The following is a 25,015-nucleotide window of genomic DNA, read 5'->3' as shown; positions in this document are numbered from 1 at the left end:
GCGTATTAATCCTGTCGGTGATGTCGGATGGGCCCGAACACCGCGTTGAAGCTGTCTTCGAGCGCATTGTCCACGTCATCCATAGTGATGGGACGGCCAAGATCGACAAGGCTTGTCACGCCAAGACCGGGCTCGGCAATCCCGCAGGGGGTGATCCCGGTGAAGTGGTCGAGATCCGGCTCTACATTCAGGGCAATGCCATGAAACGTGACCCAGCGCCGGATCCGCACGCCGATGGCGGCAATCTTGTCCTCGCGCACCCGGCCCGGGCCCGACCTGTCGACCCAGACGCCAACCCGGCCCGGACGGATTTCGCCCCTGACCCCGAAAGTGTCCAGTGTACCGATGATCCAGGACTCGAGATCGTTCACATAGGCGCGGACGTCCTGTCGGCGCTTTTTGAGGTCCAGCATCACATAGGCCACCCGCTGGCCCGGCCCGTGATAGGTGTACTGGCCACCCCGCTTTGTCGGATGGACGGGGAACCGCCCTGGATCTCTCAGGTCTTGGGGCTTTGCTGTCGTCCCGGCGGTGTAAAGGGGAGGATGCTCGAGGAGCCAGACGCGCTCGTCGGCTTTACCACGGATCATGGCATCCACGTGGCTTTCCATCGCGGCGATCGCGTTGTCATAGTCTACGGGGCCGCGCTCAACGACCCAGTCCACAGGGTCGGGGTGCCAGTTGGGGCGGGCATGGGCAATCATCGGGTCGGTCATGGTCAGGGGGATAGGCGAATAGTTTGCGTTTGCCCAGAATTCCCGCTTCACACCGGCGAATTCCTTTGATATAGGCCCCGTTCTTGGGCGGCTCCGGCCGTTCCTACCTCACGATGTGCGGTCGTGGCGGAATTGGTAGACGCGCAGCGTTGAGGTCGCTGTGGGGCAACCCGTGGAAGTTCGAGTCTTCTCGACCGCACCATCCTCCCTGAGCCAGTGCATTCGCCGTTTGTCGTGCTGTGATGCATTTTTTGGCTCTGGCAGTTCCCTTCCATCAATCTGCACCAAGAGGGTCCGGCTGCGGTCGTGTCCGGGCCGGCCGCCTTGGCATTGAGCGTTCGACGGCATAGGGAAGCAGCACGGCCGTTCCTCATCACGAAATGGCCCGCCCCATCATTGCTACCTGAAAGTGTCCTTTGTTTCAGCTTCCCGATGATTCCGTCCTTCGCCACGACAATTACCGCCGCTTCTGGATCGCCCGGCAGCTGATTTCCGGCGCCCGGCAGATGGTGACCGTCACCATTGCATGGCAGATCTACGATCTGGCGCGGCAGGATCCGTCGGCTGGCGGTCTGGGATGGAGCGAGCCCCGGGCCGCCTTTCTGATCGGCCTTATCGGGTTGGCGCAGTTTTTTCCCATTCTGATCCTGTCGCTGTTTGGGGGGCAGGCAGCAGATCGCCTCGACCGGCGGAAGATTCTGGTTATCTGCCAGTCTATCCGCATGGCGGTCATTCTGGCCCTGGTCCTGACCGTCCTGATGCCCCGTGATGGTGTTCTGTTCACGCTGTTCGGCGCCGCCATCACATTCGGCATGGTCAATGCGTTTGTGCCGGCTGCGGCCAATGCGCTTTATCCAACATTGGTGCCAAGAAAACTGCTGCCCAAGGCCGTGGTGTGGAACTCAATCGGCTCTCAGCTGGCCACGATTCTGGGCCCCGCCGTTGCGGGTTTTCTGCTTGTGTCAGGGGAGAGCTATGTCTATTCCATCAGCCTGCTGATGAGCGCTGTCGCAACATTCTTCATCTGGCGGATCGAAGCGCCGGCGCCGGAGCCGCGCATTCATCCCAGTCCGTTCAAGATGGTCCGCGAAGGTCTGGGCTACATACTTCATAACAAGGTGGTTCTTGGCGCTATCACCCTTGATTTCATGGTCGTCTTCTTCGCCGGCTCGATTGCGCTTTTGCCGGTCTTCGCGCGTGATATTCTGCATGTCGGTGAAGAAGGTTTTGGCTTTCTTCGGGCGGCCCCAGCGGTCGGCGCAGCGGCCATCGCGATCATGATGTCGATACGGCCGATTGAGCGTCGCATTGGTCTGTGGATGTTCGGCTCCGTCTTCATCTTCGGCGTATCCGTCCTGGTGTTCGGACTGTCGCGCAGCTTCTGGCTCTCCATGGGGGCGCTTGTCGTATACGGCGCTGTCGACATGATCTCCATGTATATCCGTCAGTCACTGGTCCAGTTGTCGACCCCGGACGAATTGAAAGGACGGGTCAGCTCGGTATCCTTCATTTTCGTTTCCGGCTCCAATGAGCTTGGCGAGTTCGAAAGTGGGGTGGCGGCAGGCCTGCTCGGGCCCGTGGGCGCGGTCCTGTTTGGCGGCGGCGTCGCGGTTGCCGCCAGCGGAATATGGGCCTGGCGGTTTCCGTCCCTGGCGCGGGCAGATCGATTTGAAGCGATTGAAGAACAGCGGCTTCCAGAGGCATCAGGGCAGGCACCGTAAAGCGGTCGCCAACCCGCCATGCCTCGGCTATGGTCCTGAAAACAAGGATGTTCAGGGAGACTGCCAAATATGTCCAATAGAAGCATGGGGACGCGCGGCATGTTACTAGCGCTCAGCCTTTTCCTTCCATTGAGCTTTCCAAGCAGGGCGCAGGAAGCCGCGCCCCAAACGCTGGAAGAGTGGCAGGACCCGGAAATCGTCGAGGTCAATCGCGAACCGGCGCGCGCCTTTTTCACGCCTGCAGAAACAGCAGAACTTGCCCTGTCCGGCCGGGAAAGCGCGTCATCCTACGTGCAATCGCTCGACGGTCAGTGGTCATTCGCCTTTGCCAGTCGGCCTGACGAGGTACCGGCGGATTTCTGGGCGACGGGCTATGACGACACTGGGTGGGACAAGATCGCCGTGCCGGGAAACTGGGAACTGGCGGGATATTCAAAGCCGCGATACGTCAACATCGACTATGTGTTTCCCGCCGATGAGCCGAACGTGCCGGTCACGGACAATCCGACTGGCGCTTACCGGCGGACTTTTACCATCCCCGACAGCTGGGACGGCCGTCGCATCTACCTGCGATTTGGCGCCATCAATTCCGGCGGTTATGTCTGGGTGAACGGAAAAAAAGTCGGGTATTCAGAAGATTCCAAACTGCCCGCTGAATTTGACGTCACGCCCTATGTAAAGCCCGGAGAGAATGTTCTCGCCGTCAAGGTCATGCAGTGGACGAGCGGAAGCTATCTTGAAGACCAGGACTTCTGGTCATTGTCCGGCATCGAACGGTCCGTCGAACTGATCGCGCAACCGTCGACACATATCTACGATTTCTTTGCGAAGCCGGGTTTCGACGGCCGGTCCGGACGATTGTCTCTTGAGCTAGACGTTCGTGGTGCAAAGCCCGACCATTCCGTCACCTATAAGGTAATGTCTGACGGCAAGGTTCTGGCAAAAGGGTCGTCATCCGTGTCCGAGAACGGTCAGGTATCGTTCGAGAAAAACATCCGGCGCGTCGATCCGTGGACGGCAGAAACGCCAAAGCTCTATGATCTGCTGCTTGAGCTGAAAGATGCCGAGGGCGCGACCTTAGAAGCCGTGCATCAGAAAATCGGCTTCCGCACAGTGCAGATGGTTGATGGCCGGCTGCAGGTCAACGGTCGTGACATCATGGTGCGCGGCGTCAATCGCCACGAACATGATCAGTATACTGGCCGGGTGGTGTCTGAAGACGTCATGCGCGAGGACGCCGCACTTCTCAAGCAACTCAATTTCAACGCGGTGCGCACGTCACACTATCCCAACGATCCGCGCTGGTACGAGATTGCGGACGAGGTGGGCATTTACATTGTCGATGAAGCCAATATCGAATCGCATGGCTATATGGACGATCCCGCCGAGTGGCTCGGCACCAAGTCGTATTTCTATGACAGCCACCAGCAGCGGGTCCAGCGCATGGTGGAGCGTGACAAGAACCATCCGTCGGTGATCGTCTGGTCGCTCGGGAATGAGGCTGGTCTGGGACCTGCTTTCGAAGACGCTGCTGCGTGGATCCGCCAGTATGATCCCTCTCGTGCGATTGCCTATGAGGGCACTGGCCAGATCGATGGGCACAATCCCCACGATTTTGTTGATCTGTATACACCGATGTACGATCGCGTCGCGGAAATGCAGGATTATGTAGATAATGATCCGGAAAAGGCGATCGTCCTCATCGAGTATGCCCATGCGATGGGCAACAGCCTTGGCGGGTTCAAGGAATATTGGGACCTGATCTGGGCTGAGCCGATGGCGCAAGGCGGGTTCATCTGGGATTGGGTAGACCAGACCTTCGTCGAAAGTGATGAAAACGGAAAGCCTTATTGGGCGTATGGCGGCGATTACGATGAAGGCCGCAGCGACGGCAATTTCCTGGCGAACGGAATCATCCAGCCTGACAGAACGCTGAACCCCCATGCCTATGAGGCGAAAAAGGTGATGCAGCCGGTCAGCTTTGATTTCAATGCGGAAAGCCGGATGCTCAGCATCAAGAACCGCCATGACTTCATTGGGCTGGACGCCTTGGCGTTCGGGTTAAGGATTGAGGCTGATGGTGAGCCTGTCTCCGAGACGGCCTTGAAAATACCGCCAATCGCGGCTGGTCAGAGCAAGGATGTCACGCTGGCATGGCCTTCAATCGATCCTGTTCCGGGGGCAGAATATATGCTGATGGTCGAGGCGCGCGCGACCGATCAGTACCAGCCCATGATAGACGAGGGCACGGTCGTCGCCTGGGAGCAGTTCCCGCTCGGCATCCTGTCGCCACTGGCATCGAGCGCCGTCACGGGTTCAGTGGACGTGGTGCAAACGACCGATGCCACCACCGTTAGCGGAGAGAAATTTGCCATATCATTTGCTGCCGAAACCGCGCTGATGTCGAGTTATGTGGCAGATGGAGAAGAGCTGTTGGTTGCACCCTTGCAGCCAAATTTCTGGCGCGCACCCACCGACAATGATCGCGGCGCCCGCATTCCGCAGACACTTGGTGTCTGGAAGGATATCGATCGTACCCGTCAGGTCACGGCGATGTCGGCGGAAAAACAGACCGACGGTTCGGTCCTTGTTGAGACGCGTGCAGACTATGGTGATGGACGACTGACGACCAACACTCAGTATCACATTGACGCAGAAGGATCTGTTCGGGTCAGTCATGAAGTCATGCCGGTGGATGACAGCCTGCCGGAGTTCTATCGTATCGGCATGACCACGGCGTTGCGAGGCGATCTGGGGGCGTTGTCCTGGTATGGTCGCGGGCCGCATTCTTCCTATGCCGACCGGAAGTCTGGCGCGGCTGTCGGCCTTTATCGGTCAACCGTCGCGGAACAGTTTCACGATTATTCGAGGCCGCAGGAAACGGGCAACAAGGTAGATGTCAGGTGGCTCGCGGTCACAGGCGATGAGCAAGGGGTCATGATCGCGGGTGAGCCACTGCTGAGCATTACAGCGCTGCCGTTTCCGTATGCCGATCTTTTCGAGCGTGAGGCTGGTCGCGGTCACGGTGCTGACCTGACCCCAGGTGATATTGTCACTCTGAACATTGATCTGGCCCAGATGGGGCTGGGTGGTGATAATTCTTGGGGTTTTTGGCCTTTGGAAAACTACAGATTGCCTCTGTCGTCGTACCGGTATGATTTTGCGATCAAGCCTGTTTCGGCTTCCAGTGATCTGGCGAATGAAGCGCGCCAGATCCGGGCGGCGCCATAAGGGTGACCTGTCCATCGGTCACTACAAAGGTGTGACCGATGGACAGCGGCGGTCGTGCATCGCGCTTTGAGTGTTGCACGATCTGCAATTCTTTAGCTGCGTAGCAAGCTCTTATTGCTGAACAATTGTCCGCCTGCTGTCCAAGTGAAAATCATGTGCAGTGCGCTGACTGTGCCTGCTATTGCTTAGTGCTGACGCAAATGCTTACCTGAGCGTACCAACGGGAAGAGGGAGGCGCGCATCAGGGCGGATGCTCGTGGCTCCTATAAAAGGGGACGGGCAGCCTCGGCTGTCAGCGGGGGCAATCATGATAATTCGGCAGAAGCGCGAGTCTCGTAGCGAGGGCTCGCTACGCAATCAATTCCTCGTCTCAACAGCGGCGCTGTCGATTATCGGTTCACTGAGCGTTGTGAGCGCCTTTGCACAGGATAATCCCACCGCTGTCTCGCCCGAAACGACCCGGCCGGCCAGCAAACCCACGGTGCCACCCCGCGCACCGACGACTGCCGCCGGAAGGTCCGAACTGCCCGTCGTGTCCAATCTGTACACGTCAGCTCTGACTGCCACCGTCATACCGCCCGGTTCGTCCACCATCACTGCGTCCGGCAGTTCAACGCTCGTGACCGAATCCACGCCCGGCTCTTTCACGATCACGACATCTGAGCTGAATGCTGCCGGTACGACCGCGTTCAACCGCTTTATGGATTTTACGCTCGCCAATGGTGACGAGGCCAATCTGTTCCTGCCCGGGAATGCCACGACACTTCTCAACATTGTCCGCAATAATCGCGTGTTTATTGATGGTACACTGACCAGCCTGTTGAAGGACGGTGCGGGTGAGGTCGGCGGGCACGTGATTTTCGCCAGCCCTGATGGCGTCATCGTTGGTGCAAATGGGCTTCTCAATGTTGGTGCGCTGACCTTGGTCACGCCAAAGGGGACGTATCTCGACAGCGCTTTCGGGACGCCGGGCAGTATTCTTGACGCAGATGTTGCCAGCATCGCCATGGGATCGGTGCCTTTAAGTTCTTCCGGACTTATACAGGTGTCAGGCCAGATCAATGCGCCGGCAGGGGTCATTCTGGCGGCGCCAGAGGTCGCCATTTTTGACGGCGGGATTGTCAAGGCTGGCAGCTACGCCCTGAATGACGCGCTGTTCCCTGCCGTCGTCAACGTTGCGGACATGCAATTGGGCACGGCCCTCGTCGAGCGAAATGGTGCGATTGAGATCATCGCCGCAGATGAGGCCAGTTTTGGCGGCAACGCGACCGAGCTGGTCGATGCCCTGGCGCCCACTGCCGAAACAATAGTCTCCGTCGACGGTTCAATCTGGGCGGACGGGGTCAAGATAACGGCCACGTCCAAATCCAGCGCCATCTTCGATCAGGACGCGATGCAATCGAATCTGTTTCCGGCAACGGATTCAGGCGAATATCCCTTTGCCGCAGGTGTCGTGAAGGCACAAGCGACGGCAGATATCGTGGTCGGCGCAAACGCCGATATCCGCTCGGATGCTGACATCGATATTTCCGCGTCAACGGAAGTGAATGCGATCTCGGAGACGGCATCAAGTACAGATGACCTGACAGTCTCTGTCGGCGTCAGTGTGGCCGATGCCGTGGCCAGCGCGGAGGTGGTTATCAAATCAGGTGCCTCTCTGGACGCAGCGGACGATCTGTCGCTGTCCGCCCGCAACCTGACGATGGTCGACAACAACGCCTCATCGGCCGGTGCCGACATCCCAATCACCGCCGCGTTCACGTTCGCCGATGTCGATGCGGTCGTGGCCGTCGAAAGCGGCGTCAGTCTGACGGCGGACAATCTGACCCTGACGGCCCTCAACCAGAACAGTTTCAGCACGTCGGCTGAAGCTGAAACGGGGGATGACGGAACAGCTGCCATTGCTTTCGCCTTCGCGGACACCTCCAGTGATACTCTTGCATTTCTCGGGGCCGATGTCGGCTCGAGCGGCGCCAATATCGAATCCGTGACCGTCGAATCCACCTCCGTCACGACGGAGAATCGAACCTCCGCTTCATCCACGACGACCAGCGCGCCGAGCGTTGAGGACAACGTCAACAATGACGCTCAGGAAGAAGCGCTCTCCAGCGAGATTGCGGCCATGTCCGATCGTGCAGCCGGGCAGAGTGACAGCGCCGGGGCGCAACTGGACGGCGTCGGGGGAACGAAGCTGAAGGTCGGCGCGACAACCGCGCTGAATTTCTCGTCGCAGAATGCTCAAGCGGTTGTTGAGGGTGGTCTTTATGCATCGGCCGCCAATGGCACCGATGCGGGCAGCATCACAGCCGTGCCGTCAAACGCACCGATGATTTTCGCCGATGATGTTGCGATCTATTCCGAGACGCGTGACGATCTGATCCGCAATTTCGCTGTCACCGAAGGCAGCGCGGAAAGCGAGGATGGCGGTGGCAGTTCGGTTGTCCTGACGGCAGCTATTGCACTTGGTTTTTATGACTACACTACCGCGTCGGAAATTGGCGAAAAGGTGGATATTACAGCCAAACGTGTTGGCGTCGGTGCGGTCAGTGAAAAGAAATTCGGCTTTACGCTGATCGACAGTCTGACGCCGGAAGGCAGTATTGAAGGCATCTACACCTATCTCGAGGATCTGAGCGAACGTCTGCAGGCGGCAGATTTTGGTCTGGCTGAAGATCTCTTCACTTCCTATGCCGCAGCTTCGGCCAGCGCGTCGGACGGGTCCAGTGATACGGCAGTTGCCGGCAACGTCGCGTACACCGAAATCACACAGGATACGCGCGCATGGATTGATAGCGGGGCCCGGATCACCGCGTCCGATTCAGTCGCCGGTGCTGGGTTTTCAACGGACCTGGCGGCGCTTGACGATGGCGAAGGCGGCGTCACGCCGCGGTCCGTGGCGTGGTGGGATCCCGCTTCGAGCGAGGATCAGGCAGACGTCATCATCACGGCGAGGTCGACGACCGAAGGCGTCCACGTATCGGGTGCCGTCAATTTCACGGGCGCGTCGCTGTCCTCGGACGGTAATGCCATTGGTGGTTCGGTCAATGTCGTGCAGCAGGAGGCCACCACCATTGCCGGCGTCGCTGATGGTGTTGTCATCACTGCCGACCGTGGACTGAGCATTTCTGCCGATGCCCGCAATTTCATCATCGGGCTGACCCCGACTTCAGCTGAGGGCAGTGGCGTCACAGGCGTCGGCCTGATCAATGTCATCAATATTGAAAACACCACCATCGCATCGCTCAGCAATCTGGCGCGGGTCGAGGCGGGTGCGGTGAATATCGACGCCACGCAGGACCTGACGGTCTGGAGCGTCGCGGCTGCAAAATCGACCGCCGAAGGAACCGCGATTGGCATTGCCGGGGCGGTCAATATTATCGCTGCCGACACTCAGGCCTTTATCGGCGACAACACCGCCTACGATCTTGACCCGGGCACACCAGCGGCCCCGAATGGGCCATACCCTGGCAACAATGACCTGCCCAACAACAAGGTCATTACCTCCAACCTGCGCGTGCGTGCCCGCACGGCAGGCGAGTCCGGCACTCTTGCCGTGGCTGGCAGCAAATCTTCCCGTTCAGGCACCGCTAATGACGACCGGCTGAGCATGGAGCAGAATTCGAGCTCGTCCGACGATACGACCGGCTTGATAGACGATCTGGGTGGTACTGATGAACGCTCGCGCCAGAGCGTGGACAGCAACAACGCATCCGATGACAGTGACGCCACGAGTATTCTTGAGAATTCAACAGGTACACTGACGGACCAGAGTGGCGGCCCAAGTGCCGCGCCGGGCGGCGGCGCTGGTTCGCAGCAACCAAAATTCGGTTTTGCGATCTCCGGCTCGGCTTCGGTCAGCCTGAACGAACTCGTCACGCTCGCCTTTGTTGAAGACGCCAATATTGCCGGTGTGACCAGCGCGGGCCCGGCCGCAATGCTGGTCGAAGCGGTGACCGACACCGATCAGATCAGTCTTTCAGGCGCAGCGGCGCTCTCATCTTCATCGGGGAGCAGCGCGAGCGGGGCGATCGCTGGTGCCGTCGCCTACCAAGTCAGTGAGAACCGTAACGACGCCCTGATCGATGGCGCGACTGTCGTCGATGTGAACGACGTCGACGTTCAGGCCCTGACTGGCGGACTCAAAGTAGGCGCCGCTCTTGGTCTGTCGGCTGAGACGGGAAGCTCGTCCACATCCGCTGCCGTCGCAGGCTCGTTCTCCATTGCCCGCGTCGCTGATTCATCGGACGCCCGAATTGTCGATTCCAGTCTAACACTCACGGACAACGCCGCGCGGGATGATACCGTCGACGTGAACGCCTATAACCGGAACACCATCGGGATCGGCGCGGGAAGCGTGGCCTATGGCGGTCGGGCATCGGCTGCTGGTGGCTTGACCTATGCCGAGGTTGACAACCGAATTGACGATCCTGCTGACGGCAAGGGCCTTGCCGCTTTTGCAGGCATTCTGAACAGTGCGGTTACGGATTATAACGACGTGCGCGTCGCAGCGATCAACGCGGCCCAGACGATTGGTGTTGCGGTGGTGGGATCAGCGACAACCCAATCCTTTGCTGCATCGGGCGCGATCGTCTTCAACCGTATCGATGCCGACGCCATGGCGCGTATCGGTGACGGGTCGGTCATTACGGTTGATGACGACCTGTCCGTCGCTTCCGGCGGCGGCGAGATCGCAGCGTTCGACGCGATCATCGAAGGGAACAGGACGGCCGGACGCGAGAATAATCAGTATAATGTCAGCACCAGCGATCTGGCTTTCGATAGCGCGGGCGACACGCCGGATTCCTTCGGGACCGGCGCGCGAGCCTTTGCCCTCGCCGGGGCCGTTTCGGTCGGCAAGACCTCCGCAGGCTTCGCCATTGCCATCAACGATATTGATAGCGACAGAATAGCGGTCATCGACGGCGACACGACCGAGGTGCGCGCGGGTAATCGCGTCGATGTGACGGCTGACAATGAGAGTGAGATCTTGTCGCTTTCGATCGCGACCGCGTCGGGAACGAGCAGTGGGGCCTTCACCGGCTCACTGACCGTCAATATGATCGACGACGACACGGTCGCCCAAATCGGCGACAGCGCTGATTCAGGTGCCAATCAGACAGTCGTCGGGGCACCAACAATCGATGTTACGGCACGCGCGACGGCGAAGATCAATTCGCTCGCTGGCGGCATTTCAATTTCGGCGGGCAATGCCGCCATCGGTGCCTCTGTTGCCGTCAATGAAATTGGCGGCTCCATTGACGCTGGTATTCTGGATACTGACCTTCAGGACGTCATCAGCCTGTCAGTCATCGCGACCACGACGGACCCTTCGGATACATCTGCGCCGGGCGCAGCCATCAACTCTGTCGCCATTGCGGGCGGGGCATCCAGCGGTGGCGCGGCCCTGTCTGGTTCCGCCACCGTCAATCTGATCAAGGCGGACGTTTCGGCCCATGTGGACGATAGCTCGGCTGACAATGAGAGCAGCCTTTTCGTCAGCGTCTTGGCGGATCGCTATGCGCGGATTCAGTCCATTGCAGGGGCGCTTGGGGTGTCTGGTGGCAGCGGTGTCGGTGTTGGTGTCGGGGTCAATCGGATCAAGGGGACCGTGTCATCATCCGTATACGGCGGTGATTTGACTCTCAATAGTCTTACCCTCGGCGCGGTCGCTCGCGACGTCATTCGCACTGTCGGTGTAGGGCTTGGGGGCGGCGGCTCCGTCGGTGCGGCCGGTTCGGTCGTTGTGAATGTCATGGGAACCGATGTCTCGAGCCGTATTGACGGCGGCGCGGTCATCATCGCGCGCAACAATGTCGGCATCGATGCGCTGGTCGACAGCGAAATCGAAGCCCTGGCGGGGGCTGCTGCTGTCGGCGGTACGGGCGGTATCGGGATCGCCAGTGCCGTCAATATTATCGACGGTGACACGACAGCCGAAATTGATGGCGCCGCCACGAGTGTGACTGCCAAAGCCCTCGACGCCGGTCAGACGATGAGCGTCCGTGACGGTACGCTGCAGAACCCGCTGACCTTCAATCAGGTCACTATTCCCGTTATCGACGTCACCATCCGCGGCAAGAGCGGTGCGACCTTTGATGAGAACACCAAGACAGTCCGTGGGCTGTCGGTGAATGCGACGGCCTTGCGCGAAACCGACGTCATCGCGACGGCGGTCTCGGTCGGCGGTACGGTGGCCGCCTCGGTGAATGCCGGGGTAAGCGTCATCTCGGGTACAACAAAAGCGCTGATCACAGACGCCACGATCAATCCGTTGAGCGAAGGTGATGCAAAGGCCCGCGCCGGTGATGTGGACGTGAAGGCAAGTACCCATGTCTATGGCGGCGCTTATTCGATTGGCGTTGCGGCGTCGGGTGCCGTGGGCGCCGCTGGTGCGGGCGTGTCCGATACCTATCGCACCGAAACGATCGCGAAGGTCAGCGGAGCCAACGTCGACGCCGATGATGTTGGTATCAAGGCAGCCTCCAGTTACACGACGGCGAACGTCGGGGCGGGCGCCGGGGGCGGCCTTGGCGGAGGTGTCGCCGCGGGCGGGATTGTCACCATCTTTGACGCCACGACCATCAGCCAGCTGATCGGCGGTACGGTGCGGTCGAACGGCCTCGCCATCAACGCCGATATGGACGCGTTTGTGGGCGGTTTCAGCCTGATCGTCGGGGCAGGCGGCTTCGCTGGCGCCGCGGGTACGTTCAACGTCCTCGTCAATGAAAGCGAGACGGAAGCGCTGATCGGGCGGCGTGATCCCTCAACCGAGGCTGCCGTCGCAACAACGGTGAATACGGATGATGTCGCTGTCGGCGCGACGACCGATACGACGGTCGACACGACCAGCGCGTCGGGCGCAGGGGGCGGGGGTGTCGGCATCGCTGGCACGGCATCGGTTATCGTCAGTGAGACGAACACGCGGGCGCGCATTGAGAATGCGACTGTGACGGGCGCCGCCGGTGATGCGCAGGTGGCCGTCACCGCAAAGGATGACTTTGCGATCGATGCGTCGACGGCGTCGGCGAGCGTCGGCGGCGTTGGTGCCGGCGGTGCCAGTGTCAACGTTGTCGTGGCCAAGTCGAAAACCAATGCGAGCGTTGATAACAGCGCCGTGACAACAAACACGCTGATTGTCGATGCCGACGGAATCACGGATATTGACACCAATACCTACGCTTTGGCAGCCGGTGGCAGTGCGGGCATCAGTGGCGCCATCGCGGTGATCAAGCTGGGCGGCAAGCTCGATTCCGGGGCCAGTGACGAAGTCGACGGGACCTTGTCGAGTGCGGAGACGACCGCACAGGACTCCTCAGATACCAGCAGCAACGCGGCCCTGTCCGGAACCGAACAGACCGCTGTTGCTGGCAATGGCAGCTACGATGTCGATGGCGAAGCGCTGAACAGCGACACCCATCTGGTGGCAGCCAACGTAACGGGCTCTTCGATCACGGTCTCCTCCGTATCCGTTACATCGGATGCGAAGACGGGCACGCACAGTACGCTTGGCGGTGCGGCGATCGGCGGTGCGGCAGGGATCGGCGCAGCGATTGGTTTTACTACAGTCGACACGGGCGTCAGCGCGAATATCGACAGCGGCACCACGATCAACGCGAGCGGAGGTATTACCGTCGCTGCCAATTCTGCAGATAACGGACGCGATGCGGCGGAGATCGACGCCATTGTCGGTGCTGCCGGGCTCGGCGTCGGGCTTGGTGCCGCGGTTGCCAATGCTGAAGTGACCTCCGCCGTATCGGCAAATGTCAGCGCCCGTGTGATTGGCGGCGCCGGTGGTGCACTGAACGTGTCCGCCGCGGATAAGACTCATGTGGATTCTGACGCCTCGGGCGTATCTGTTGGCCTGCTTGGTGCGGCTGGCGTTGTGGTGGCGCGGGCGGAGAAGCAGGGTTCTGCAACCGCCCTGATTGGTCATAGCATCAACGACATCACTGGCATGACTGGGGCCAGCGTCAGTGCCTCGTCCGCTGGCGGCGCGCGGGCCGATGCGCAGGGCGCTTCAGGCGGCATCGGGATCAGTGTCCAGGGGACGGTTGCGCAGGCCAGCGAGCAGACGACTGTTCGCGCGGGGGTGCGAGACGATACGCGTCTGACCCTGGCCAATGGGCTGGATATCGATGCGAGTTCGACACCGTCCGTCTACGCCAGAGCGCGAGGCGTCGCGGTTGCCGGTGGCGCGGCGGTGGGTGTCTCACTGGCCGAAGCCGATATTGGTTCGTCCACCACACCATCAACGGTTGAGGCCTTTGTGGGCAACAATGTTGACCTGACCATGGTGATGGGAGAGGTCAGCATCACCGCAGCGATGGCGGGCAGTGGACGCACCGGCGAAGCCTATTCGACCGGTTCGGCCGGCGGGCTTCTTCTTGGCGCACAGGCGAGCCAGGCAACGGCGCGAACAAACGCCAATGTCTATGCGCTTGTCGGGGACGGCGTGGCCTTGCCCATCGGGGGCATCAAGGTTGGCGCGACCAAGGGGACAAATCAGATTGCGGACGCCACGGGGAAATCCGGCGGCTTCGTTTCCGTCGGCGCGGCGAACAGCGATACCCGGTCATCGGGCGAGACGGTTGCGTCGGTCGGGTCGGGCTTTACTTTCGTCGATCTGATCACGGGCAATGGCACAACCTATGCCATGCCGACATTCCAGGTCACATCGGGCACGTCGGAGCGCAATGAAGCCGTAACGGAATCCGGCAGCGGCGGTGTCGTCGCAGGGGCGGCGACCAAATCGACCATCAATTCGACGGCGACCACCGCGACCCGCATCGGCGAAATGGATGGCAATGCCGGTACCGGTACCATCCGTGCAAAGAATGTTGATATTCAGTCCCTGCACCAGTCCTATTTCCGTGAGCTGGCCGATGCGTCCTCTGCCGGTCTGGCAGGCAAGAGCGGTGCGACTACCTCGGTCAATCTGCGGAACTCATCCCATGTCGACATCGCCGACGGGCTGAAGGTCGAGGCCGGGCAGCTGTCGATCTTGGCCAACTCCGTCACGTCCCGGTATGGCGATTCGATTAGCGTGAAAGGTGGCGCCGGCGGCCTGGGCGCGTTCGCGTCTGCTGACGGCAATGTCCGCATAGAGCAGGAAAGTGTTGTCGATATCGGCGACAACGCGGTCATCAAAACGCTCGACGGGTTCAATCTGACAGCGGACAATAGCGACATCGTTATTGACGCGACGAGCAGCATGAATGTCGATGATCAGGTGGTGCAGCGGGCCTCCGGCGGTCTCGCCGTCCCGACCGCGTCCATGGAATTCGATGCGGCCATCACCGACACGGTCAATCTGGGCGCCGGTGCGCTGCTTGATGCTGATGGCGGAATCTATATCGGCGTGGCGCCAAGCGCAGAGGTCAATGCCCGCGCCGCGGCGAAGTCTTCCGCCGGGATCGGCGTGACCGATGCCAAGGTCACGGCGGGCGATGTTTCCAATGACGTCGTCATCAACCAGGGCATCAATATCGGTGCCGGGGCAAAAGTCAGTGCAGAGCGTGACGTGCGGCTGAACACAGGGGGCAGCGGCTTTGGCGGCACACCTTCAAGCATAGACATCGATGTTACGAGCGATAGCTATAACTCAGCGCTCATCCCGGCATCCACGTCGGCATCGGCCAATCTGACATTCGAAAACAATGCGAATATCGACATCGCGGCGGGTGCGCTTGTCGAAAGCATCCGCGATGTGATCATCAATGTCAGTCGTGGCGATATTGATCTGTTTGCTGAAGGTGTAGCGACCTTCAAGATCAATCTGCTGCTCGGCGTCATTACCCAGACCGATCGCTCCGGCCGTGTCACTGAACGGGGATATGGCGAGGCCGATATCAACGGTAGCGTCGAAGCGGGCCATCTGGCCGAGCGGACGTTCGACATTGATAATGCTGGAAATGTGACCGTCTCCAATGAACTGGAGGATCGGCCCCATGTCAGTGTGGTCAATGGGTTTAATCCGCTTGATGAGGTGAACGACCGTATTGCTGCGCTTCAGGCCATGATCGATGCCGGCGACAGCAGTGCCGCCGGTGAACTGGCCATTCTGCAGGAGCTGTCGCGCTTCCTTCAGGGGGATACCGGTGCGTCGAACGATCCCGACAATTCAACAGGCACTGTGACGACCAGCATCCCAACATTCTCCGATGGCGGCGGTGGCGGTGGGCCGACCCTGACGCGTCCTGGCGACGTAAACGGGGCCATCCAGATCAGCGGCGTGACGGCAGCTTCAGGCAATGTCGAAATCTTCGCCGATGAATTGGTCGGGACCGGCGATCTGATCGCCAATGGTGGGCCGGTCATCTCGATTACGAATTTCTCAGGCCGTGATCTGATTGTCGGTGATCTGAATATCTACGATGCCTCGATCGGTGAGGTTCGGCTGACTGGTCAGGCCCAGTCATTTGGCTCGCTGAACGTGACCGAACGGCGCAAGGGCACACGCTCGCTCGTGAAGATCGACAATAGTCCATCGACCTTCGGCGCGGACAATACGTCCGATCTTTATATCACTGGCGATATCATCAACCTGTTCGGTCTGGTCGATATCGACGTGAAGAACGGTGATCTCTTGCAGACGGCTGTGGTCGGGGCAGGGGATCTTCGGATTGATGTACCCAATGGCGGATATTTTGCCATTTTGCCCGATGGCCTCATTCCATTGGGCCCTGATCCTCGGGCGCGGTTCGAGCAGTACATCATTCTTGAGAACCTTCTGTACCTGCGCGATTTTACAGACGCCTTCAGCAATTTCGGCGTCGCAAACTATGACCCGAATGTCAGCAGTCTGGTCCGGTACGCGGCTCAAATCCCGTTCCTGCTTGGCGAAGATACGGTCGATGGCCTCCCGAACCTCCGTGACGAGAATGACTTTGCGGCGTTCATGACGCACTATCTGGCGAATCCGTTCGGCGCCTTCACGTCCGCTAACGCGCTGACAGATGCCCTCCTTGCCGGGACCATCAACACGAGCGGGACAGATAGCCGACTAGGCTCCCGAGGAAAGGCGATCGACGTCTTCTATGACGGTGAGACGTATGAAGATATTCCAACGCTGCTGGCGCTTTATGACTGGAAGGTTTTTGACAGGGACGGGCTTTTGATCGGTCCAACCACGCGCTCAGGATTCGGCGGCAATATCAAAATGACTGCCGCGCCGATACAGTTCGACATGAACCAGTCGGTTCTGTTTGGGGACAATACACAGATTACCAAGACACGGTCGCAGGTCGACGCGGTCATGGCCCGCCGTACCGAGCTGTCGTCGGATCCCCGCTTCGTGAACCGGCTATCGGATCTTGGCGGTGTCATTGACGTGGCGGGTGTCGTCGGCATTTCCGCAAAATCCATTGATATTGGCGGAACTCTCGTCAGTGGGCGGACTGGTGATCGGAACCTGCAATTGTCTGCTGCCGATGCGGTGACATTGCAATTCTGGATCGACAACCCCGGTGCTCGGCCGACGGCCGCGCCGGGCGAGGCGCCGATTCCGCCGAATCTGATCGATATTTCTTCGCTGATTGATACGATCGGTGGAGATCCGCGTGAGAAAATCACCGCCGTTTACGATCTTGATACGCAGCAGATCATTGTGGAGAACGTCAATGCCTCAGGCGGCGGACACATCATCCTCAATGGCCAGATTCTGAGCACCACGGGCGCAGGGGAACTGATTGTCCGGAATGGTCGCGGTCGAGTGGTCATCGACAATCAGACCGGCTTTGATATTCAGATCAATGATGTTGATGCAGGGCGCGATACGCGCGGTATTATTCAGATCACGGATACTGCGAAGATTCAGTCCAACGGCAATGCACTGACGACATTCTATGTGCAGGAGGCCGGCAAGGCGATTGAGGTCTACCAGACCGATCAGGTCGGCGTGGATTATACCACACTGGGGCTCGCCAACTCTGTGGCAGGCAACACGGCCAGCTATTCGCCAAAGGAAGGGATCGCCTTCCAGTATTTTGAAGAGCGCTATCTCAAGCGGACAATTACGTCGACCCCGGACCCGGACAGCCCCGGCTTCTCGCTCTTTAACTTGAGCAATTGGGTATGGGCGGACAGTGACCCCCGGACGGGCCAGGGCGTCGTCTTTGTCTCCAACTCGGACCCCTATTTCCGCCAGTCCCTGTCGGGCGAGATAGGCAATTCCTGGCGCGTTAATGCGTTCAACTCCTCCAGCAAGCCGATCTTCAGCAGCGTTGTGCCGGTCAGCTATCGCCTGCGCCGTACCCAGACGATACGCGCGGATAACCCTGTCGCGATCTCATTCTCCGGAAACGCGACCGGGTCGATTTCGGTATCCTCACTGGCCGACATCAACATCGCAGGCCCCCTGAACAATCCGACGGGGACCGTCACCGTCAGTACGACCGGCGGCTCGATCAATCAGGCGGGCAATGGGCGCATAATCGCGACCAATACCAATCTGTCTGCGTCCGACGCCATTGGCTCTGCCGGTAGTCTGCTCGGTGCCTTCGTTTCCAGCGGCGGTACTGTACGCGCCAATGCAGGGTCATCAATCGGACTTCAACTGTTCGGTGAGGATACGATCACCTTGACCGACATTGCCGCGCTCACCGGTGATATCAATGTGACGTCTAACGCGTCGGCGCTCGATATCCTGCGTATGCAGGCGGATACTGGCAATGTGTCACTCGTCAATACGGGCGATATTACTCAGACGTCGGTCGGTACCACGGCAATCGCAGCGCAGGATATCAATCTGACGTCCCTCGGCGGTACGATCGAAGGTACAGGCGTTGCGCCATTCCGCATTGATTCCAGTTTTGGTGATTCTGATGCCGCAAATGCTGCGGTCACCCTGACGGCGAATGGCGACATCAATGTTGAAGAAACTGTCGGTACGCTTCGGTTGAGTGAGGTCCGCTCAACCGCTGGGGCCGTCACCCTCATCGCGATGGACGGCGATATCACAAACGCTTTCACGTCGGCTGACGTGGACGAGAACCAGGTCGAACGGCTGAACGCGGCGATTGACGCGCTTCTTCTGCGTACAGATGATGGCTCAGACAATATTCTAGGCTTCGAAAATCGTGTCGCCAACCAGTTCGGTGTCATGATCCGCATTCGCGAGCGGGCCACTGTCGCGATGGATGGCACGATATCGCTCTCGCTCAGCCAGGCTGCGCAGTTTGCGGGCCAGTTCGCGGCCGCCAATGGCGATGCCATACCGGGCGACGCCGCAGCACTGTCCAGCTATGCTGCCAGCAAGATCGGTGACATCACGGCATTTGTGCAGGCACAGTACGATGAGGCGTACAGCTTCCTGACTTCGGGTATCGCCACGCTGAACAATGTGGATGGGTCTATTCTCGATGCGTCCGGCGATGTCCTGCTGACTGTCAGGGGCGTTGAACTGGTCGATGAGTTTGATGGCGTTGGTACACTGATTGGCCAGCGGGCGGTCGTGAGCGAAAGAACGGGGCTGACGCTGTCCGAAGCCTTAGGTGGTGATCTCTTCCCTGACGGATCATTGCAGTCCGTCAGCGCCGATATCATCGATGGGTCGGACCTCAATCTCCTGCTCATCGCCGGTGTCACCTTCACGGATTCCGAACTTGAAAACCAGATACCATCCTCCGCGGTCGCGGATGCTCTTGCAGGTATCAACCCCGGAGACACTTTGATCCGCGTGCCGAGCACGCAAGTGTTCGATCTTGACTCGACGATCTTCGCCGACAGCGTATCCCTGGTCTCCGGTGGCTCAGTCGGCGGCGCCTTTGCGCCAATTGTGGTCGAGTTCACGACCGGCACCGCCCCATCGCTGAACCCCTTTACGCGCGCGCTTCTGGCGACGGCCGCACCGGGTGACGTGACGGTTGAGTTCGACACTTCCGCGAACAAGACACGTTTCGTGATCTCGCCCGCCAACCCGCTATTCGTAGAGAGCGCTCGTCTCAACTCGACGACCGGCGGCGATATTTTTGTTGGCAGTAATGGCTTCCTGACATTGGGCCAGTTGATCGCCGGTTCAGACGGCGACGCCAGGGTGTATGGCCGCGACGGCGTGCAAGCGGCGACTGACGTGACACCAGGTACGCCAACTGTTTCAGCAAACGACCTCATCATTGAGGCAGCGGCCGGAGCGATTGGCGACGCCTTGCGGCCGCTGGAAATTGCACTGTCGGGCAATCTTTCGCGGGCGGGCGCCGAGTCGGGCGTCTTCATTCGTGATCTGAATGGATCGTTCGACGTCGGCAATATTTTCACGAATGGTGACATCGCGCTCTACGCGCCGTCAGGCAGCATCCTCTCATCCATCAACAATGAGGATGTCCATATCGAAGGACAGGACATACGGTTTGAATCGGCTGGCGGCATTGGTGTACTGGGGCAGGCCCTCGGCATACGGTCAAATGATGACAAGAGCCTGATCGCCATCGCGGACGGCGGTGCCGTGAATATCCGGTCCGCTTTGACAGCGCTCAATATTGACCGGGTGACGGCCAGCGGGGCGGTGGACATTGTGTCTGCTGGTGATCTGACCATCATTGATGAAGTCAGCGCGGCAGGGGACCTATTACTAGGTGTCGGCACAGGTGATGTCGTTGCAACCGCCGGAGCGGAGATGACCAGCACCGCGGGTTCGGCAATCTTCCGGGCAGAAAACCTGCTGTTTGATGTGACAAGCATTGTGCGCACGCTGACCGACCTGTCTTTCCTGTCGACGCTGGGTGAAGTCACCCTGGGCAACGTCTTATCCGGCGGTACCCTGACGATAGATGCGGCAACGGATGCGACTGTTCAGAACAGTGTCGAGGTCTCCGGCAACACGGTGATCTCAGCCGGCGGCCAACTGCTTGTTGAAGCGGGTCAGAGCGTCGACGTGACGTCCGGCCTCTTCAATGCAGAAGCCCGGGCGATCACTATTGAGGACGCCGCCGCACTGAGCGTCAGCGGAGAATTGGATCTGCTCACTAGCGGCGGAGACATCACTTTTGGTGATACTGTCCTAGTGAAGAGCAGTGCCGGGAACGCCTCGCTGACTGGCGACAATCTCGATTTTGCCTCCACCAGCAAACTGGACATTTTCGGTGATCTTCACCTAACGGCCGCGTCAGGCCTTTCCCGCCTGGGACAGGTGATGGCCGGAGGGACGTTCACATCAACCGCAGCCACGGACACGATGCTGCAGAGCGATGTCACGATCGTTGGGGACACTGACCTGACGTCGGGCGAGACGCTGTCGGTCCTGAATGGTGTAGATGTGAGCGTGACAGCCGGTGGGTTGAGCGCCGACACAACGGCCATTGCGCTGGGAGATGGATCATCGCTGGTCGCCAACGGTACCCTCGATATGGTGGCTGATGGCGGCGATATCACTCTTGGCGATATGGTCCTTGTGAAGAGTACCGCAGGAAACGCTTCGCTGACTGGCGGCGACCTCGATTTCGCCTCTACCAGCACGCTAGACGTCTTCGGCAACCTCGACCTGACGGCCGTGACGGGCCTTGCCCGCCTGGGACAGGTGATGGCTGGCGGCGCGCTCACATCAACCGCAGCCACGGACACGATCCTCCAGAGCGAGGTCACGATCGTTGGCGACACCGACTTGACGACGGGCGATACGCTTTCGGTTCTGAATGGTGTCAATGTCGCTGTTACAGGCGGAAGTTTGACGGCGGAAGCCGCAGACATTTCTCTCGATGAGGACTCATCGCTGAACGTCAATATTGACATCAGCATGTTGGGTAACGGTGGCGATATCACTCTTGGTGATATGGTCCTTGTGAAGAGTACCGCAGGAAACGCTTCGCTGACTGGCGGCAACCTCGATTTTGCCACTACCAGCACGCTGGACGTCTTCGGCAACCTCGACCTGACGGCCGTGACAGGCCTTGCCCGCCTGGGACAGATGATGGCTGGCGGCGCATTCACATCAACAGCCGCCACGGACACGATCCTTGAGGGCGACGTCACGATCGTTGGCGACACCGACTTGACGGCGGGCGATACGCTGTTGGTTCTGAATGGTGTCAATGTCGCCGTTACAGACGGAAGTTTGACGGCGGAAGCCGCAGACATCGTTCTGGAGGATTCCTCATCGCTGACCGTCAATGACGATATTGGCTTATTGGCCAATAACGGTGCCATTTCTCTCGGCAATACAGTCCTCGTAAGGAGCGTCCTGGGGAGCGCCAGTCTTGCCGGCGACCGGCTGGTCTTTTCGGAAGATAGCTGGATTGATATCGGCGATAATCTGTCGCTGTTCAGCGCAGCGGGGCAGACCATTCTTGGATCGGTCACGGTGGGGGCAGCGCTGGAGGCTGTGTCCGCGACGGACACGATCCTTCTGAATGACGTCGCCACCGGCTCTGATGCCCAATTCAATGTCGGTGGGCAATTTGTGATGCGTCCCGATACGGCACTGGTTGGAGGCGGCGAAATCTCCGTCGATGCAGCTTCTATTTCAATGCAGTCCACCAGCGAAATGTCCGCTTTCGGATCAGTCACGCTTCGCGCGCTGTCAGGTGAGGCGATCATCAATTCGATCACCAGCTCGTTCGGTGGGGCGGGGGCCATCGATATCAGCGCGGCGACCAGCATCCTTCCGGCCGACCCGGAAGTGACCAACCTGGTGGCGAGAGTGCCGGGTGCTTTGGTCTATCTGACGGCACAGGACGACATTGGTTCTATTGGCCAGGATCGCCCGATCATCGTCGATGTCACGGCCATACAGGCGGTGAGCGCAGAAGGTGATATCTACATCATCAGTGTGGGTGATGTGGAAGCTCCGTTGATCAGCGCGATGAACGGCGCCATCAAGCTGAATGTCGATGGGACACTGACATTCGGAGAAATCATCGGAGAGCCTGACGTTGCGGTCACGGGAAGCCTGGAAGGCGACCGTATGGCGTTCCGGAACGGCGTTCTGGCGGTCCAGAATGGCGTCAATATCAATCAGCTCGAAGTTGGTGAAGCGGTCACCATCCGGTCCAGTTCGGTCGAAGCTAACATTGTTCATACCGAGGCCACCACTGACCCGTTGTCGATGATCCTCACCGGTTTCGATCCGGATACTGAAGCATTGTCGGCGCTGCTTGATCTCGATGCCCCTCTGGGGGTCGTCAGCCCCAGATTCGCTGTCCAAAATTCTGTGATCAAGACGACGGGGTCGAGGTTTGAAATCGAAGATGGTCTGGTCACCGGCGATCTTGTGCTGACCACGCCGGATGTCCGACTGGTCCTCGACAATGCATCGCCAAAGCCGAGAAATGGCGTCGATATTCAGCTGTTCAGTCCGGATCCGTCCTTCTTTCTTGTACAGGATGGAATATCGACACTGACTGATGAGTTCATCCTGTTCTACCTGCCGGGCTATCTGGATACGCAGGAAACGCCAAATGCTATCAAGGCCATTAGTGTTCGCCGCAATCAGCAGATTGATCAGGGCAGCTCCAGCTGGGGCGATGCTTTCCGCGTCTTGTCGAGGTTGCGTGATGCGCCTGAAGGCCCTGAGGAGAAAGCCGCGGCATCGGCCCGAAATAGACCCTTCAGATCCACGGGTGGTGCGCCGGTTGTGAATCTGGGGCTGGAAATCGAAACTGCCGATGAGGGGGCATTCAGTGAGTAGAAACGAAAACGGCCTGTTGCGCCGCCATCAACTGAAGCTGGCCGGCCTGTTGATCCTCGGTCTGGCCGGGGCAATGGTGCCCGCAAAGGCTTCTGCTCAGGACCTTCCTCCCGGCGCCGACCCATCTACGATCAACGAGGAAATGCGTCGCCGCCAGCAAGAGACGCGGGATGCTGGTACGTCTCAGATCGACGATGTCGTCACGAACGCACAATCGTTCGATTTCTACCCGCTTGCTGATACCGGCGTCAGTTTCGAATTGACGGCCGTGACATTCGATCCATCCGTCTTTCTGACCATTCAGCAGCTCGAGAATATTGCTGCGCCATATATCGGCAATACTGTCACGTTCAGTGATCTGAACGATATTGTTGCGCAGGTGAACAGTCTCTATGATGATGGAGGATATTTGACGGCCCGGGCTATGTTGCGGCCGCAGCGTATTGAAGACGGGCAGGTCAAGATCTCTCTTGTTGAGGGGGTGGTGGAAGATGTGACTGTCGATGGCGTCACTACCTATGGCGCTGATTATGTCACTGCACGAATTAAGGCACCTCCCGGCGAGGTTGTAGATCTGCCGGCTCTGGAGGCGGATCTCTTGCGCTTTAATCGCCTCAATAATGCTAAGCTCGTAGCTGATCTGAAGCCGGGCGACGCATTCGGGACAACCGACATCATTCTGCAATTGCAGGAGCCAAAGCGCTATCAACTGGATCTGTTCGTCGATAATAACGGCTTTGACAGTACAGGCGAATTTGAGGGCGGGGCCGTTGGTCGCCGCTATAGCCTGTTGACGGATGATGATCAGCTGAATGGATTTGTCGTTGGGGCTGGCGGCGCTTTATCGGGAAGTATTGCCTATAATCGGCCTATCGGTTTTCGCGGTGCCCGTTCCGGGCTGTCTTACGTCCGCGGCAGGACCGACGTGATCAACGGGCCGTTCAAGGCGCTGTCGGTTGAGGGGACGTCCGATACTGTCAGCGTGAATACCAGTCTTCCGCTTCTATTTCGGCGCGGTCGCTTCGTCGGCACAGATTTCAGCATCAGCCGTACGGCCGCGGAGACAACGGTAGACAGTGTCAAGACCAGCGAGACCAAGATTTCAATGGCTGAGCTGGGGTTGAATGCTGACATTGTCGCGGGAAAGACAATGGCATTGTTCAGGACCTCTGTTGTCACCGCTGAGGCGGATGAGCAATTGTTCGATGACAGACGAAATATCACGCTTCTGCGGGGCAGCGCCTATCTTTCCCGTCAACTCAGTCCGAAAGTTCGCGGTTCTCTCGATCTTCAGTGGCAGCACACCGCAGACGAGGATTTGCCAGGGACGTTGGAATTCCAGTTGGGTGGCGCCAATTCGGTTCGCGCCTTTGATCCTGGAACGGTCGCCGGCGATAGCGGATATTTTGCGAAGCTGCAGATGGATCGTGAGATGATCCGTGCCGAAACCTACAGCCTTGATATGTTTACGTTCGTCGATGTGGGGCAGGTGGAATCGCTTTTCCCGACCACTCAGCTGAGCGCCGCAGGTGTTGGCGCGCGGTGGCGGCGCGGCAGCCGTGTCACGCTCTCAGGTACTGTCGGCGTGCCGCTTGACGACGGCGACCTGCCTGAGCAGTCGGACGTGAGGGCATTCGTCAACCTGACGGTGCGCGCATTCTGATTGGTCCTCAGGTCAGGACTTGCAAGGGGGTTCTGCCCCATCCATCGACACTTGAGTAAGGCCGCCT

Annotated in this window: 5 protein-coding genes and 1 tRNA gene; 5 read left to right on the top strand and 1 reads right to left on the bottom strand. The window is 59.2% G+C overall.

The genetic code is table 11. The features are described from left to right. Positions 1–5: 5 nt before the first annotated feature. Positions 6–716 carry a lipoyl(octanoyl) transferase LipB gene (lipB, locus tag RUI03_RS09635; protein ID WP_410795939.1) on the bottom strand — a complete coding sequence of 237 codons (711 nt, stop codon included), beginning with the start codon at positions 714–716 and terminating at the stop codon, positions 6–8. 117 nt (positions 717–833) lie between these two features. Here lipB and RUI03_RS09630 point away from each other — a divergent pair. From RUI03_RS09630 to RUI03_RS09610, 5 genes are all read left to right on the top strand, one after another. Beyond that, positions 834–918 (top strand) — tRNA-Leu (locus tag RUI03_RS09630). Positions 919–1,132: 214 nt separating this feature from the next. Then, positions 1,133–2,437, top strand: coding sequence for an MFS transporter (locus tag RUI03_RS09625; protein WP_317287244.1), 1,305 nt, complete (start codon positions 1,133–1,135; stop codon positions 2,435–2,437). Between the two features lie 69 nt (positions 2,438–2,506). Further along, entirely contained in the window at positions 2,507–5,668 is a 3,162-nt protein-coding gene (locus tag RUI03_RS09620; protein WP_317287243.1) for a glycoside hydrolase family 2 TIM barrel-domain containing protein, read from the top strand. Positions 5,669–5,975: 307 nt separating this feature from the next. Then, entirely contained in the window at positions 5,976–23,285 is a 17,310-nt protein-coding gene (locus RUI03_RS09615) for a leukotoxin LktA family filamentous adhesin (protein WP_317287242.1), read from the top strand. Continuing rightward, complete coding sequence (locus tag RUI03_RS09610; RefSeq protein ID WP_317287241.1) at positions 23,278–24,948, top strand: ShlB/FhaC/HecB family hemolysin secretion/activation protein; 1,671 nt, start codon at positions 23,278–23,280, stop codon at positions 24,946–24,948. Before RUI03_RS09615 ends, RUI03_RS09610 begins: the two co-directional genes overlap by 8 nt. Positions 24,949–25,015 lie beyond the last annotated feature (67 nt).

This window comes from Parvularcula sp. LCG005 (assembly GCF_032930845.1).
Taxonomy (GTDB): Bacteria; Pseudomonadota; Alphaproteobacteria; order Caulobacterales; family Parvularculaceae; genus Parvularcula.
This window is presented reverse-complemented; position numbering and strand designations above follow the sequence as displayed.